This window comes from Ditibartonella apihabitans (assembly GCF_002007485.1).
Lineage (GTDB): Bacteria > Pseudomonadota > Alphaproteobacteria > Rhizobiales > Rhizobiaceae > Bartonella > Bartonella apihabitans.
The window spans coordinates 1,474,190-1,488,820 of record NZ_CP015820.1 but is presented as its reverse complement, the minus strand read 5'-3'; the positions used below and the strand labels follow the sequence as shown (position 1 = coordinate 1,488,820).

Below are 14,631 nucleotides of genomic sequence, written 5' to 3'. Positions count from 1 at the left end.
ATGATTTTGCTCCACAAAAGAAGGAAAAGATAAAACACCAGATGCTGACAACAGAAGACTAATTAGGTGTTGAAAGCAAAAAAAGCTCGGATATTCTTTATTATCAGAGGCTGTAACAATGACATGAAGAGCCGACGTTGAACAACAAGCTCGTTGATTCACACCTCAGTTCTGACATGCCGATTGGTGATATCGATAATGATATGTTTAATGTATTGAAAGGCACTATTTACGATTACCGGAACAAGGCAAAAAACGAAGTGGCCGTTGTGCGACTCGGTTGCAAGAATGAACAAAAAGAGCACATAAATTGTCAAACTCTTCAAAAAAGTGTCAAACTTTAATATGTGAATTTTTGTGTTTCGGAAATTAGACTTGTAAATCAAAGACTTAAGTGGTGCCCCCAGAGAGACTTGAACTCCCGACCCCCTGATTACAAATCAGGTGCTCTACCAACTGAGCTATAAGGGCGCCGCACTGCAACTAGCATAAACTTCGCCAAAGGCAAACAGAAAAATTGCCAAAACAACAATCTTTTTTGCATCCTAAAAATTTTTGAAAAACAAGTGGGAATTTAGCCGACAATTTGGTGAGAAAATATAAAGATTTTAAAACTCGGCGTGGCCGGATAGGGCTTTTTTCAGGCGCGTTTCATAGTCTTGTCTTGTAATTTCTATCGCACCAAAATGCTCAAGATGCGGTGTTGTAAATTGTGTGTCGAGAAGAATGAAATTATGGCTTTTCAAATGGTCTACAAGCGCAACAAGACATATCTTGGAAGCATCAGTGACGCGCGAGAACATGCTTTCACCGAAAAAGGCTTGTCCCAAAGCCAAACCGTATAAACCACCGACAAGCTTTTCGTTTTGCCAAGCTTCAACTGTATGGCAAAAACCGAGTTCGAATAGCTCACCATAAGCTTTGCGAATGGGGTGATTGATCCACGTTGTTTCACGTCCGGGCTTTGATTCGGCACAGCCGGAAATAACGCCTTCGAAATCGGAATCAATGACGATTTTGAACGGCTCTTTCTTTATAGTTTTCTTCAGACTTTTCGGAATATGAAAATTGTCCAAAGGAATAATTCCACGCCGTTCGGGACGTATCCAATAAATGTCGGGGTCTTCGGCATCATCCGACATAGGAAAAATACCCTGCGCATAGGCGCTTAGAAGTAGCGCAGGGGTTAATTTATCTTTTTCTTTTTCAGACAAAGCTATCAGCTATTCGAAGCCGACTTATTGGCAAGATATTTTTCCAGCCAGTGGATGTCATAATTTCCCTTGGCTATATCTTCATTGCCGATAAGATCGCGGAAAAGCGGCAGTGTCGTTTTGATACCGTCGACAACGAACTCGTCGAGAGCCCGCCTTAGCCGCATCATGCATTCAAGCCGTGTTCTGCCATGAACAATCAATTTGCCGATCAGGCTGTCATAATAAGGCGGTATCCGGTAACCGGAATAAACGCCGGAATCGACGCGCACGCCCAGACCACCCGGTGTATGGAAATGGGTAATCAATCCGGGGGAAGGGGTGAAGTTGACCGGATCCTCGGCATTGATACGACATTCAATCGCATGGCCTGAAAAGTGGATATCACTTTGTTTTGCCGAAAGCCCTTCGCCGGCTGCAACTTGAATCTGTTCGTGAACAAGGTCGATGCCGGTTACAGCTTCCGTTACCGGATGTTCAACCTGAAGGCGGGTATTCATTTCAATGAAATAAAATTCACCATTTTCATAGAGAAATTCGATAGTACCGGCACCGCGATACCCTAATTCGGCACAAGCATTTGCCACGATCATGCCAATTTTTTGTCTTGCCTCATCATCAAGAACGGTGGAATTGGCTTCTTCCCAGACTTTCTGATTACGTCTTTGCAAAGAACAATCGCGTTCGCCAAGATGAATGGCATTTCCCGCACCATCGCCCATAACCTGAACTTCGATATGACGCGGATTTTCAAGATATTTCTCGATATAGACAGCATCATCTCCGAAAGCGGCGGCAGCTTCACTACGAGCAGTATTCAATGCAACCGACAATTCGTCACGTGAACGCGCAACTTTCATACCACGTCCGCCGCCACCGGCCGACGCTTTGATGATAACCGGATAACCGATTTTATCTGCTACCTTATAAGCTTCTTCGTCCTCGGTCACACCACCATCAGAACCCGGAACAACGGGAATACCCAACCGTTTTGCGGTTTTCTTGGCTTCGATTTTATCACCCATAATACGAATATGGGCAGCAGTCGGGCCAATAAAGGTAATAGAATGAGCTTCCAGAATTTCAGCAAATTTTGCGTTTTCCGAAAGAAAACCGTAACCGGGATGGATGGCGTCTGCACCGGTAATCTCGCAAGCCGCGACAATTTGTTGGATATTGAGATATGAATCGCGAGAAGGGGGAGGTCCGATACAGACACTTTCGTCGGCCAGTCTTACATGCATGGCATCAGCATCGGCTGTCGAGTGGACAGCTACGGTTTTGATACCAAGCTCTTTACAAGCACGCAGAACCCTGAGTGCGATTTCACCACGATTGGCGATCAGGATTTTCTGAAACATTTAGCGATCCTGTCTTATTCAACAACGACCAGAGGCTCACCGAATTCAACAGGTTGCGCATCTTCCACCAAAATAGCTTTAACCGTGCCTGCACGGGGTGAAGATATCTGGTTCATCGTTTTCATTGCTTCGATAATAATCAAGGTTTGACCTTCCGAAACTTTTTGCCCGACTTCAACAAATGGACGAGCCCCAGGTGCAGGTGCCAAATAAGCAGTGCCAACCATAGGGGAAGTTACGGCATTTTTTGTCAAATCTTCTTTTGCCGATTCTGCGGGAGCAGGAGCAGCTGGTGCAGCCGGTGCTGCAGGAGATGGCGCGTAGACAGTTTGTACAGGTGCACCTGCATTCAACTGGCGCGAAACACGAATGCGCAAGTCTCCTTGTTCAACCTCGATATCCGAAAGGTTGGTATCATTGAGTATTTCGGCGAGATCGCGGATGAGATCTTTGTTAACACCTGTGCTTTTGACGGTACTTGTTGGTTTTGTAGCCATCTCTTTCTTTACTCCTCGATCGTCGTGACCGCTTTCAAACTTCTATGACCGGACAGAATTTCAATCCGGTTGCCTTCCGCTGGCGCAATAACCATGCCAGGCAGATAAAACTTTCTATCATGAAGCTGTAGCATTTTTAGCAACAGCTTGACACATAAAACGCTTATAAGCATGTTGAGAAAAAAGCGAAAGTGCAAATTCCTCAACTCAAACACAGCGTCAACAAAAGTTTAATCTTGCGTGACATTACAGAAAAAATTATTGTTCTAGCAATGTAATTTTCTTTTTCAGAATGTTTTCTCCTACGGCACCGACAAGAACTTCATTTCCTAAAATATAGCTCGGTGTGCCGTTGATATCGAGCAAGTAAGCAAGTTTGCCGTTTTTCATAAAAACTTGCTGTATATCCGGATCCTTCATAGTTTGACGTAATTGGTTCTCATCAATACCAAGTTTTACAGCTATTTTTATGGCCTTTTCCTCATTTGCACGTCCCTCGCTTGTCATCATTTGACTATGAAAAGCCGCAAATTTCATAGGCATCAGTTTCATAAAGGCACGTGCAACAATATGCGCTTTAACCGAATCATCACCTAAAACAGGAAAATCCTTGAGCACGACACGTAAATCGGGGTCACCCTTTATAAGAGCCTGAATATCGGGATAGGACTTTTTACAGTAACCGCAATTATAATCGAAGAATTCTACTAATGATATTTTGCCTTTCGGGTTTCCCAAGATACCATCATCCGAAGAATTGAAAATCTCGTCTTTCATCTCGGCTATTGTCGAAGAACGATTTTGGGTGGTCTTTTGCTCGATTTTGTTATTGAGCGCTTCCTGTACTTCGAGCATGACTTCCGGATTTTTTACGAGATAGTCCTTAACAACCTCGCGAATATGATCGTCTGAAGTCTGTTTTTTAACCGCGTCCGCCAATGCAGTGATAAAATTCGGATCGGTGAGAAGTGCATTTTTTATTTGATCGGTTGTATTGCTATTTGCTTCAACAGCCAAAGCCCCTTTATCCAGAGAGGCAGCTGATAAGAAAATCCCCATCACTCCCGTGAACAAAAAACGTTTGTTTATGAATGAGGGCATAAAATATTGCATTGATTGGCTCGCTTTATTCAAAACTCAGGTAATTGCGTGTTATTTTTTTAGTTGGGTTGTATTGAGAATATCTTGGGCGCGCAACCACTCGGCCGACCCGCGTGCAAGCTTCTGTTGGGCGCGCGTTGCAAAAATGCGTGCCTGCATACGATTGCCACTATAATAATGCATGTCGGCTGTTGCAAGATCGGCAAGTGCGACTTGTCCGCTTCTTCCGTAAGCGAGTGCAAGATAGCCATAGCCGGCAGCAAATTCTGGCTCTTTGGCGATTCCGGCACGTATTTCAGTTATAGCGAGCGGAACGTTTTTGGGGTCATTTGTTAATAGTAATGCATGGCCATAGCTTACACGCAAAAGACTGGAACCGCGCGGGTCAAGCTCTGCCGAACGTTTATAAGCGTTAGCAGCGCCGGCAGGGTCATTCGCTTTAATGAGAGCGTCTCCCAACAATTCGAGAAAATAGGGATTTTTCGGTTCGTCTTTTATAAGGTCTTTTACTTTTTCAACCGCATTTTTCGGGGAACCGCTCTCGACAGCCAATATTGCTTCGCCGTAACGGGCAGGAAGCCCGCGCGGATTGTCTTTGAACATGCGGCGCAGCTCCGTGAAATGATCGGTATATGCCGCTATTTTTGCCCGAGCCATGTCGTGACGCAGTTGTAACTCGGGCGAGTCTTTCTTGTCATAGTAAGGGCTCTGTTTGGCTAATGTTTCCAGAGCTGCAATACGTTCGCGGGGTAACGGGTGGCTCACTCTATAGGGGTCAACTTTTGCACCGGAAAGAGCGAGTGCACTGGAAAAACGCTCGAATGTTATCAACATTCCTTTCGTCGACTGGCCGGTTGCATTAAGGTAATTAACTGCCGCTCTATCGGCTGCCGCCTCTTCACTGCGTTGATAATTGAGAAGAGTACGCATTGCTATTTCGTTACTTCCGGCAGCTATTCCCCCACCAGCTCCGGCTGCCGCTGAATTTCCGGTGGTGGCGCCGGCAACGCCAGCCCCAATTCCTAACAACATACCAATAACAGCCATGGTTTGAGCACGCTTTATTTGTTCGCGCAAACGTTGCTGGTGCCCATTTGCCAAGTGTCCTGTTTCGTGTGCTATAACGCCGATAATTTCGTTAGGAGTTTCGGCTTGCATTAACGCACCGATGTTGACGAACATACGTTGACCATCAACAAAGGCGTTGAAACTTTGGTCATTGACGATAATAATTTGTATCTTGTTCTTTATGCCCGCAGCTTTAAAAATCGGCGTTGTATAATCGTATAATAATTGTTCGATTTCGGCGTCACGGATAATTGGAACAGACTGGGATTGAGCTTGCGCAACATTCATAGATGGTGCAAGAACCAATATGGCAGCGAGACCGAAATGGGCCAAGAGAGTTATTGATCGTTTTATAAAAGACAACAATTTTTGTCTTGAAGTCTGCAACTCTATCTTCATAGATACTCCCCGGAGTGCTTCGAGCAGAGATACATGGTTTTTCATCGTTTTAGCCATGGCTTTCAGGCTTTTGTGCGGCACATGATTTGAATTTATACGTTTTTTTATGTGGAGACCAGTATGATTTGTCTATCGAAAAGAAGTGATGTCGATCCCTTTTTTGCAATGGACGTGCTTGCCGCCGCCAATAAAAAGCTGAAAGACGGTGATCCTGTTATTTCCATGGCAATAGGTCAGCCCGCTGCATCTTGTCCGATGATCGTCAGAGAAGCTGCCAAACGCGCGCTCAAAGATGGCCATATCGGATATACCGATTCGTTAGGGCTTGCACGTTTACGTGAAAAAATTGCCGCCTATTACGATGAATATCATCACCTTTCCATATCGCCTGAGCGGGTAGCTGTTACGACAGGGTCATCCGCCGCATTCAATCTGGCCTTTTTGACATTTTTCGATGTTGGAGAGCGAGTCGCAATAACGCGGCCCGGTTATCCCGCTTATCGTCATATTATGAAGGCGCTCGGGCTTCAGGTCGTCGAGATCGACACAAATGGAAACGGTTTGATCGACGTAGAAAAACTTGAAGAGGTGCATGCACATACGCCGCTTAAAGGTATTTTGTTCGCCTCTCCGAGCAATCCAACAGGCGCATCTATGAAACCGGATGACCTCAAAAATATCATACAATTTTGTAAAACGCACAATATTACAGTGATTGCCGATGAAATTTATCACCGGCTGAACTTTACCGGTCCCGATGTTACAGCATTGTCTTTCAGTGACGAGGTAACCGTTATTAACTCGTTTTCCAAATATTATTGTATGACAGGTTGGCGTATCGGTTGGATGGTATTACCCGAAAATGCAGTAAGAACAGTCGAGCGGATTTCCCAAAATCTCTATATATCGGCTCCCGAACTTTCTCAAATAGCTGCCATCGCGGCGTTCGACGCAACAGCCGATCTGGAAAAGATAAAAGATAGCTATCGTATTAATCGGGAACATTTGAAAAATGGACTACCTTTATTAGGGCTCAAATTACTGGCGCCCATGGACGGAGCATTTTATGCTTATTGTGATGTATCAAAATATAGCAATGATAGTACAGAATTTGCCCGGAAAATGCTTGATGAAACCAATGTAGCGGCAACTCCCGGCGTGGACTTCGATACTGTGGAAGGAAAACGCACAATGCGCTTTTCCTATGCCGGTTCGCCTGCCGAAATTGACGAAGCATTGAAGCGCCTCAAAAACTGGCTGCTTTAATCAATATCGACAAAATCAAAGCGGAACGTTGGATAATATGTCAATTTATGACGGAGCAGAAAAACCGAAATTTGCAATTGCGCCGATGCTCGATTGGACTGACCGGCATTGCCGCTATTTCCACCGCTTGTTGACGAAGCACTCATTGCTTTATACGGAAATGGTGGTCGCTGACGCTGCAATTTTCGGTGATAGAGAGCGGCTTTTGAAGTTTGACGCATGTGAACATCCGGTGGCCTTGCAATTGGGAGGTTCCTTGCCGGACAAACTCGCGGAAGCTTCGAAAATTGGTGAAGATTTCGGTTATGATGAAATAAATCTCAATGTTGGTTGCCCCTCGGATAGGGTGCAATCGGGTGCGTTCGGTGCTTGTCTTATGGTACAACCCGATCTCGTCGGAAACATTGTTGAAAAGATGAAATCTGGTGTTTCTATTCCGGTGACAGTCAAATGTCGTATCGGTGTCGACGAACAGGATGTCCTTCCGGCACTTGATGATTTGAGTAAAGCTGTGTGGCAGAGTGGAGCCGATGCCTTGTGGGTGCACGCGCGAAAGGCGTGGCTTAAAGGTTTAAGTCCGAAAGAAAATCGTGATGTTCCCCCGCTCGATTATCAGCGTGTCTATGATCTGAAGAGGGAAAACCAGAGTCATTTCATAGGGATAAATGGCGGTATTCAATCAATAGATGAAGCTGTAGGTCATTTGAACCATGTTGACGGAGCAATGCTCGGGCGTTCTATCTATCACAATCCTTCTATTCTTTGCGAGGTTGACAACAAAATCTATCATGACGATCGGGCACCATTGGCGGAAAGTTCGATCATTGAGGCAATGTGCGAATATGCCGATCGCCATATTAAAGGCGGTGGCAGGCTTTCACATGTTACGCGTCATATGATAGGCCTCTTTTCCGGTCGTAAAGGTGCAAAAAAATGGCGTCAAATCCTTTCTACTGAAGCTACTGGTCAGGACGCGAATTCCTCGATTTTGCGTAAGGCTTTTTCCTATATCGAGTAGATTGCTAGAGGAACACCCCATTAAGAGTTATGGATGTTGTTGGCTCATCATGGTCGGTTCTTCGTAATTATCAATCAGCAAGAATGAGCCGGTCGCCACGCACTGAATAGCCCGAAAGGCGGTTAAGAAAGCTCATTCCCAGCAAACTTTCGGACAGGGCGCCAGGTTGGCTGACAAGAGCGCGAACATTATCACGCTCGATATCACCGATTTTCATATGATCAATAATGACAGCGGCGGCATTTGTACTCCCGTTTGCTGTTTCGACCGAATAATTAAATCCCAGTTTGTTGACATCAATATTGGCTGCAAGGGCATCGTCATAGGTAAGAACCACTGCGGAAGCGCCGGTATCGATGGTAAAGTACAAATTTGTTCCATTAATTGAAGCACGCGTGCGGAAGTGACCATTTGCCGAGCGTTCAAGAGTTACCGTTTTGCCATTTTCATTGTAACGGGTAAGAGGGCTTCCCGGAATGATTCCGGCTGTTAGTCGATGTGCTATATCCTGCAATTCGTATCGCACACTGTAAACGCTCATAAGTGCAAAAATGATAACACACCAAATTGCGATATTTCGCAGTGCATCGCTCAATTTGATCTTTGAACCGAGTAATGCCGACGTTGCTGCAAGGCCCCAAATTCCATAATAACCCAAATAGGCAATCTTGTCGGTTGCGGCAGTTTGTAAATCGGCGAATGCCAATATAAGAATGACAATCAAGGCAGCAGCAGAGATAATAAACCAGAGTGGTTTCATGACCTGTTCTCTCTCGTCAATAATGAATAGTGACAGTCGTTAGAAAAGATTTATTGTGGCCAATAAAATAATGGCAAGACATTGTTCGATTGCTCCGAGCGTGTCACCGGTATAACCACCAATACGCTTGAGACACTCTAAGGAAAAAACGTAAACAAACAAGCATAGAACGACAATAGAGACGATCATCCAAACAAGTCCGAACGAAAATAGACCAGCGACAAGAAAATGATTGCTGTAATCGTCAATGTTTTACGTAATGTAACAGGCGAAGGTTCTCCGGCAGCGGCTGCAGTACCATTCTTGCGGGCAAGAGGAAGTCTTGTCCAGAACCATACCATTCCGCCACGGCTTATCGCTTCGGTGACCATAAGAGCAATGAACGCTGCATAAAGGCCAAGATTGACCAAAATTGACGAAATAAGTTCTATTCTCAACAGGATGAAAAATAATAAAGCCACTGTTCCGTAGGTTCCGATACGTGAATCCTTCATTATTTTCAGGCGTTCTTCTGGTTTTTTTGCTACGAAAAGGCATCTCCCACATCTGCAAGCCCGTCTTCATGAAGTGCGCCGGTTATGATAATTGTGAGCAGCACGGATAATGTCGCAGAAATCCATTCATTAAACCCCGCCAAGTGGACCAAAGCGAGACACAATGAAGAAATGAAGCCGATAATCAGGCCCGCAATGGGGAAAAAATGGGCATCTTCAGAAATCTTGTGATCGGGCGAAAACCAATGGCTATTTATAGGCAAGCGGGTAAGAAAGCCTAATGAACGCATTAATGGGCCAAGAAAATCGCACAAGTTTTCTGTTACTCCTGTTAAAGTGATTTCAAATTGCTTATAGAACAGTCGTTAATGAGATTCTATTTGTTCTTTTTTGTTTGACAGGTGTTTTTGTGACAGCTTCCAGTCCTTTTGATGATTTTCGCGCTTTATTGAACAGTTTGCCTGACCCCGATGAAAACGCCATAAGGTTGGCCAGAAAGCGTCAGTCGGAGCTTACAAAGCCGGAAGGTTCTTTGGGAAGGCTCGAGGATATTGCGCTTTGGTACGCGGGTTGGAGAGGCAAGGAAAAGCCGCTTGTTACCCGGCCTCTGGTTGCGGTATTTGCCGGAAACCATGGTGTGACAGATGAAAATGTTACGCCTGTGCCACGTGCTGTTACCCAGCAGATGGTTGAAAATTTTGCTGCTGGTGGCGCGGCTATTAACCAGATATGTATTGCCTACGATCTTGGGCTGAAGATCTTCGACCTTGCTCTGGACTATCCGACGATGGATATTACCAAGGATGCTGCGATGGATATGCGCGGCGCTGCTGCAACAATGGCTTTCGGCATGGAATCAATTGCCGGTGGCACCGATTTGTTGTGTTTGGGCGAAATGGGAATTGGCAATACAACAATTGCTTCCGCAATTTCTCTGGCTCTCTTTGGCGGAAAGGCCGAAGAGTGGACAGGGCCGGGCACGGGTTCCAAGGGCGATTATTATCGGCGCAAGATTGCGGCGGTGAAGAAGGCAGTCGAACTTCATAAGGATCATCTCGACGATCCGTTTGAAGTTATGCGTCGTCTTGGCGGTCGTGAAATAGCAGCCATGATGGGTGCTATTCTTGCCGCGCGCATGGAAAAAATTCCCGTCATACTTGATGGCTTTGTTGTCACATCGGCGGCGGCAATTTTGCATAAGATCAACCCGCACGCTCTTGATCACTGCATTGCAGGGCATGTTTCAGCAGAACCGGCGCATCGCCGCCTGTTAGATAAAATAGGTAAAAACCGCTCCTTGATCTCGGAATGAGATTGGGAGAGGGAACAGGTGCTGCAATTGCAGCGGGTGTTGTCAAGGCAGCCGTTCTCACACATTCGCAAATGGCAACCTTTGATGAGGCCGGAATTAAAATCTGATACTAATCTTCTGCTATCCCGTCATTTTGCCAAGGACGGATTGAAACAGATCTATCAACGATTTGGTCATCCATTTCGGCAAGTGCATCAATGAAAAGGGGCACAAAACTACCGGGGCCTTTCGCCTGATGACCGGCAATTGCTCCGGCTGCCGAAAAGGTTGCAAATGCTTTCACTGTGGCTTTTAGAGCTTGGTCAGGCGCGAGCGCGGTAAATGCACCGGTTACGCAGGTAAGGGCACATCCACTAGCCGAAACCTTGGACATCAAACTGTGTCCACCTTCGACTAATATGTGCTCATTACCATCTGTTATAAAGTCGGTTTTGCCAGACATGGCAATGACTGCTTTTGTTTGTTTTGCAGCTTCTATTGCTGCATTGAAGCGACTTTCCCCTTCGGCATGGCTATCGACACCGTGTGCGCTGGTTTTTGCAGTGAAGGCGATAATTTCCGATGCATTGCCTCTTATCACTTTCGGGGACAATTCAAGAAGATGTTTTGTGGCATTTCTCCTGAAGGACGTTGCAAAATGAGCTACGGGGTCGAACACAACAGGCTTACCCAGTACTTTTGCGCGTTCCATAACCAGTCGTATGCCGGCATATTTTTCACGTGTCAATGTGCCGATATTTGTGGTTATCGCATTAGCGTTATCCACAAATTCGGCCGCTTCGTCAGGTGAAAATGACATTACCGGAGAGGCACCCAATGCGTTAAGTACATTAGCGCAGAAATTCATTGCCACTTCATTGGTCAGACATTGAATAAGAGGGTGTTTTGCCCTCAAATTATCAAGGCTAAGCCGCTTATCAATTTCAATGGACATTTCTAAAGATGGTTTACTTCTTTCTCTAATACCATGTAATCAAGCGGTAGTTCTGTTGTATATTTTATCTGTTCCATGGCAAAGGCAGAGGATACATCTCTGATGTCGATTTTTGCGATCAGTTTTTTGTAAAAAACATCATAGGCTGCAATGTCCGGTACCACAACACGCAAAAGGTAATCGACATCGCCACTCATACGATAAAACTCAACAACTTCGGGAAATGCGTGAACAACTTCCGAAAATCTTTTTAACCATTCATGGTTATGAGCACCGGTTCTTACCGATACAAACACCGTGACCCGCGTATTGACCTTCTCTGGCGAAAGGATAGCAACACGGCGCTGAATAACGCCATCTTCTTCCAATTTCTGAATGCGCCGCCAACAAGGTGTTGTCGAAAGGCCCACTTTTTTTGCGATATCAGCGACCGCAAGTGTTGCGTCCTCCTGCAAAAGACGAAGAATTTTCCTATCAAGACGATCCATTGTGATATCCAAAAAAATTAATACATTGAGCATCAAGCACTTTATATAAAAAACAAAACCTTTTTAATAGTAGTAAATAAAATTATTCTACAATTTATCATATGTAACTTACGACCAGTTTTTTGAGTGTTGGTAGTAATTCACTTTCGAACCAAGGATTGTTTTTTATCCAATGAGTATTTCGCCACGAAGGGTGGGGAAGAGGAAGAACGTGATACCCTTTAGCTTGTTGAATTGTTAGAATATTTTTCCAATCTTTTACGGTTTCCGTTACAGATTTTTTATCAAGATTGTGAATGTGATATTTTTGGGCATAACCGCCAATGGCGATAACAAGTTCGATTTGTGGCATCGCCGCAAAAATCCGGTCATGCCAGGTCAAACGACATTCTTTGCGGGGAGGCAGGTCGCTTTTCGTTTTGCTGTAACCGGGAAAACAAAATCCCATGGGGATAATGGCGAATTTGCTTTTATCATAAAAGCATTCCCGATTAACCCCAAGCCATTCACGCAAACGCCCGCCGGAAGGATCATTAAATGGTATGCCCGTGTTATGGACACGCATTCCGGGCGCCTGACCGGCTATCACAATGCGGGCAGTCGACGAGAGATAGGCCACAGGACGAGGTTCGTGCGGCAGACGTGGCATGAACAACGGCTTGTCATAACATATCCGGCAATCAGCGATTTCTCTGTCGAGTTTTTCTATTTCGTTTAAATTTGCTTTGCGTGATCTGTTCATCATGAAACCAATATATCCGGTCCAAATAGTCCTGCAACGGTCTATTAGATGTGTGGTTTGAAAGAACTTCATTGAAGTTTTCAAGCGCAAGGAAAAAGCATGAGCGTTCTACGTTTTGTTCTACAGAAAAAGACATGGGGCATTTCCGGTAGCGCCGATGAAATAGCTTGAATCCATGAAAAGATATGAAATTTTGAGGGAATTTTTTTAACAAACGAAAGGCTTAAGTTACCGGAAGAAAATGTTAGAGGGCGAAAACGCGCATGCGGAATTGCGGTACATATAATTCGTTCATTCGTCTATCAAGAAAGGTTAGAGGCAATATTGTCGATATGGCAGAAGCTTTTCCCAATTCTACTATTTGTCCAAATAAACGAACCTTTAATAAAGCGTCTATCTGTTAGAAACGGAAAATCATAAATCGGAATTGTAACAGTCAGTATGCGGTTTTCTTTAAAACAAATGTCATTCACACGGGGTGCAAAAATTACGTTCATTCAAGACAATAACGACACCATGCGCAGTTAAGGGAAAACGACGAAGATAGGAAGCCTACGCCTAAAATCGGGAGGAGCCGCCAAATATTTTAAAAATCAAGAACGAACTTTGCGAGATTAGTGTGACCAATAGACTTTCTGTTTGAAGGGAAAGTTTCCATAAAACGGGCGGATTTGTCTGATCGATATTTACACGAAGATCAAGAAAAACCGGCAAAGCCAAACTCGGTAAAGATTGAGAAAAACACGTGTCGGTTAATTAAAATCAGCGTGGATGAGCACGGCGCCATGTGTGTGGCCATTCGAATGTGCCTGACCAGATACCAAGCTTTTGTTTTCGCGCCTCCGCTTCTTCTTGCTTATAGTCGTAATAGCTAACGGCCCAGCCATCTTTTACCATTTCACGATTGAGCTCACGGTCTCCCGAATAGCATTTAGCCAATAAGCGGTCGTATTTATCTGTTTTCGTCGATGTACAACTTATTTCATTTCCGTTTATCAAGCTTTCAAGATGCTGTTTGGCCAATTCACCACATGGGTAAGAGGCACCATCTTTATTACAAGATTGGTGGAGTTCGGGCGCATCAATCCCTAAAAGCCGGACTTTTATGCCTTGGAGATGCAACGAATCGCCGTCCGAGAGCCGCGGAATGCCATGAACGATTTTGACTTCTTCGGGGGCGAAAGACTGGTCTTCATCGACAGAAGTCTTTTTGACGCCCGAAAAATAGAGATAGAGTGCCGTGGCCACAACAACCACTGCCACAACAATATCCAATAGGTTGATATTTCTGCGGATCATAGGTCTATTATTCAAGTCCTCAGCAAGATGAACCGACCAAGGCGATTCAATCTTTAGCTGATTGGAATCATGACATGTTTTTTATATCCGGGGCGTGTTTGTAATTTTTGATACCAGGATTCGACATGGGCAAACTTGTTTTTACGCGGCAAATCCATCTCATAATAATAATAAACAAAAACGCCGGGGATGATGTCACCGATCCCCAAATTCTCTCCTGAAAGGAAAGGCTGCTTTTTCAGCTCGCCATCCATAATCGCAAGTCCTTTTTCGAACTTGTCTACAGCCTCGACAACTTTTCGGGAGTCACGCTTTTCGGGAGCAAGGCGAACAACATTCATCAAGAGATCTACAAATGGTGTAAACAATGTCCCCATTGTCCAATCCATCCATTTTTCGGCAGCTGCACGTTTCCCGCAGTCTTCAATCCACAATACCCCTTTGCCATAACGGGCGGCAAGGTAGCGCACAATTGTGTTGGATTCCCAAAGAACCAGGTCGTCATCCTTGATTGTGGGAACCAATCCATTCGGATTAAGTGCTAAAAACTCCGGTGTATCCAATCCACCATATGCGCCGCCAGCTTTGATATATTGATAATCGAGCCCGACTTCTTCGAGAGTCCAAAGAACTTTTTTTACATTGCTAGACGTAGGGCGCCCCCAAAGTACGAGCATT

The 14,631-nt window shown here is 44.9% G+C and carries 14 protein-coding genes, 1 tRNA gene and 2 pseudogenes; 3 read left to right on the top strand and 14 right to left on the bottom strand.

Annotated features, from left to right (window positions below; genetic code table 11):
- Window positions 1-395: 395 nt before the first annotated feature.
- The 6 genes from BBC0178_RS06685 to BBC0178_RS06660 form a co-directional block, all read right to left on the bottom strand.
- A tRNA-Thr gene (locus BBC0178_RS06685) sits at window positions 396-471 on the bottom strand.
- Window positions 472-608: 137 nt separating this feature from the next.
- Entirely contained in the window at window positions 609-1,223 is a 615-nt protein-coding gene (gene aat / locus BBC0178_RS06680; protein ID WP_418214916.1) for a leucyl/phenylalanyl-tRNA--protein transferase, read from the bottom strand.
- A complete protein-coding gene (accC, locus tag BBC0178_RS06675) occupies window positions 1,220-2,575 on the bottom strand; it encodes an acetyl-CoA carboxylase biotin carboxylase subunit (protein ID WP_077971709.1) in 1,356 nt (451 codons plus the stop codon). The genes aat and accC overlap by 4 nt, the downstream gene beginning before the upstream one ends.
- A gap of 14 nt (window positions 2,576-2,589) precedes the next feature.
- On the bottom strand, window positions 2,590-3,072 hold the full coding sequence (accB, locus tag BBC0178_RS06670) for an acetyl-CoA carboxylase biotin carboxyl carrier protein (RefSeq protein ID WP_078039615.1): 483 nt from the start codon (window positions 3,070-3,072) through the stop codon (window positions 2,590-2,592).
- A 258-nt stretch (window positions 3,073-3,330) separates the two neighbouring features.
- A complete protein-coding gene (locus tag BBC0178_RS06665) occupies window positions 3,331-4,131 on the bottom strand; it encodes a DsbA family protein (RefSeq protein ID WP_188317708.1) in 801 nt (266 codons plus the stop codon).
- A 93-nt stretch (window positions 4,132-4,224) separates the two neighbouring features.
- The gene (locus tag BBC0178_RS06660; RefSeq protein ID WP_078040394.1) at window positions 4,225-5,640 is read right to left on the bottom strand and encodes a M48 family metalloprotease; all 1,416 of its coding nucleotides are present in this window, start codon (window positions 5,638-5,640) and stop codon (window positions 4,225-4,227) included.
- A 120-nt stretch (window positions 5,641-5,760) separates the two neighbouring features.
- Between BBC0178_RS06660 and BBC0178_RS06655 the strand changes: the two genes are divergently transcribed.
- Together BBC0178_RS06655 and dusA are read left to right on the top strand one after the other, a co-directional pair.
- Window positions 5,761-6,906, top strand: a complete 1,146-nt coding sequence (locus tag BBC0178_RS06655) for a pyridoxal phosphate-dependent aminotransferase (protein ID WP_078039613.1) — start codon at window positions 5,761-5,763, stop codon at window positions 6,904-6,906.
- A 37-nt stretch (window positions 6,907-6,943) separates the two neighbouring features.
- Window positions 6,944-7,924 carry a tRNA dihydrouridine(20/20a) synthase DusA gene (gene dusA, locus BBC0178_RS06650; protein ID WP_078040393.1) on the top strand — a complete coding sequence of 327 codons (981 nt, stop codon included), beginning with the start codon at window positions 6,944-6,946 and terminating at the stop codon, window positions 7,922-7,924.
- 70 nt (window positions 7,925-7,994) lie between these two features.
- On the opposite strand, the gene BBC0178_RS06645 is transcribed toward dusA, so the two are convergent.
- From BBC0178_RS06645 to BBC0178_RS12270, 3 genes and pseudogenes are all read right to left on the bottom strand, one after another.
- Complete coding sequence (locus BBC0178_RS06645) at window positions 7,995-8,684, bottom strand: TIGR02281 family clan AA aspartic protease (protein ID WP_078039612.1); 690 nt, start codon at window positions 8,682-8,684, stop codon at window positions 7,995-7,997.
- A gap of 39 nt (window positions 8,685-8,723) precedes the next feature.
- Complete coding sequence (locus BBC0178_RS12155) at window positions 8,724-8,873, bottom strand: adenosylcobinamide-GDP ribazoletransferase (protein ID WP_078039611.1); 150 nt, start codon at window positions 8,871-8,873, stop codon at window positions 8,724-8,726.
- Window positions 8,870-9,468: pseudogene (locus BBC0178_RS12270) on the bottom strand (adenosylcobinamide-GDP ribazoletransferase). The gene BBC0178_RS12155 and the pseudogene BBC0178_RS12270 overlap by 4 nt, the downstream one beginning before the upstream one ends.
- Before the next feature lie 119 nt (window positions 9,469-9,587).
- Here BBC0178_RS12270 and cobT point away from each other — a divergent pair.
- Window positions 9,588-10,597: pseudogene (cobT, locus tag BBC0178_RS06625) on the top strand (nicotinate-nucleotide--dimethylbenzimidazole phosphoribosyltransferase).
- Window positions 10,598-10,599: 2 nt separating this feature from the next.
- Here cobT and thiM read toward each other — a convergent pair.
- The 5 genes from thiM to BBC0178_RS06595 form a co-directional block, all read right to left on the bottom strand.
- Window positions 10,600-11,424: a hydroxyethylthiazole kinase gene (thiM, locus tag BBC0178_RS06620; RefSeq protein WP_078039608.1), complete on the bottom strand. Its 825-nt coding sequence runs from the start codon at window positions 11,422-11,424 to the stop codon at window positions 10,600-10,602.
- Window positions 11,425-11,426: 2 nt separating this feature from the next.
- Window positions 11,427-11,912: an Lrp/AsnC family transcriptional regulator gene (locus BBC0178_RS06615; RefSeq protein ID WP_077971696.1), complete on the bottom strand. Its 486-nt coding sequence runs from the start codon at window positions 11,910-11,912 to the stop codon at window positions 11,427-11,429.
- A gap of 97 nt (window positions 11,913-12,009) precedes the next feature.
- Window positions 12,010-12,657 carry a uracil-DNA glycosylase family protein gene (locus tag BBC0178_RS06610; protein WP_225868291.1) on the bottom strand — a complete coding sequence of 216 codons (648 nt, stop codon included), beginning with the start codon at window positions 12,655-12,657 and terminating at the stop codon, window positions 12,010-12,012.
- A gap of 759 nt (window positions 12,658-13,416) precedes the next feature.
- Window positions 13,417-13,953, bottom strand: coding sequence for a thermonuclease family protein (locus tag BBC0178_RS06600; protein WP_078039606.1), 537 nt, complete (start codon window positions 13,951-13,953; stop codon window positions 13,417-13,419).
- A 53-nt stretch (window positions 13,954-14,006) separates the two neighbouring features.
- Entirely contained in the window at window positions 14,007-14,630 is a 624-nt protein-coding gene (locus BBC0178_RS06595) for a glutathione S-transferase family protein (RefSeq protein ID WP_077971693.1), read from the bottom strand.
- Between the last annotated feature and the right edge of the window lies 1 nt (window position 14,631).

Excerpts from the sequence above, each read along its gene's own strand:
- accC (WP_077971709.1), bottom strand. The coding sequence starts at position 2,575 with ATGTTTCAGAAAATCCTGATCGCCAATCGTGGTGAAATCGCACTCAGG.
- accB (WP_078039615.1), bottom strand. The coding sequence starts at position 3,072 with ATGGCTACAAAACCAACAAGTACCGTCAAAAGCACAGGTGTTAACAAA.
- BBC0178_RS06665 (WP_188317708.1), bottom strand. The coding sequence starts at position 4,131 with ATGGGGATTTTCTTATCAGCTGCCTCTCTGGATAAAGGGGCTTTGGCT.
- BBC0178_RS06660 (WP_078040394.1), bottom strand. The coding sequence starts at position 5,640 with ATGAAGATAGAGTTGCAGACTTCAAGACAAAAATTGTTGTCTTTTATA.
- BBC0178_RS06655 (WP_078039613.1), top strand. The coding sequence starts at position 5,761 with ATGATTTGTCTATCGAAAAGAAGTGATGTCGATCCCTTTTTTGCAATG.
- dusA (WP_078040393.1), top strand. The coding sequence starts at position 6,944 with ATGTCAATTTATGACGGAGCAGAAAAACCGAAATTTGCAATTGCGCCG.
- BBC0178_RS06645 (WP_078039612.1), bottom strand. The coding sequence starts at position 8,684 with ATGAAACCACTCTGGTTTATTATCTCTGCTGCTGCCTTGATTGTCATT.
- BBC0178_RS12155 (WP_078039611.1), bottom strand. The coding sequence starts at position 8,873 with ATGATCGTCTCTATTGTCGTTCTATGCTTGTTTGTTTACGTTTTTTCC.
- thiM (WP_078039608.1), bottom strand. The coding sequence starts at position 11,424 with ATGTCCATTGAAATTGATAAGCGGCTTAGCCTTGATAATTTGAGGGCA.
- BBC0178_RS06615 (WP_077971696.1), bottom strand. The coding sequence starts at position 11,912 with ATGGATCGTCTTGATAGGAAAATTCTTCGTCTTTTGCAGGAGGACGCA.
- BBC0178_RS06610 (WP_225868291.1), bottom strand. The coding sequence starts at position 12,657 with ATGATGAACAGATCACGCAAAGCAAATTTAAACGAAATAGAAAAACTC.
- BBC0178_RS06600 (WP_078039606.1), bottom strand. The coding sequence starts at position 13,953 with ATGATCCGCAGAAATATCAACCTATTGGATATTGTTGTGGCAGTGGTT.
- BBC0178_RS06595 (WP_077971693.1), bottom strand. The coding sequence starts at position 14,630 with ATGCTCGTACTTTGGGGGCGCCCTACGTCTAGCAATGTAAAAAAAGTT.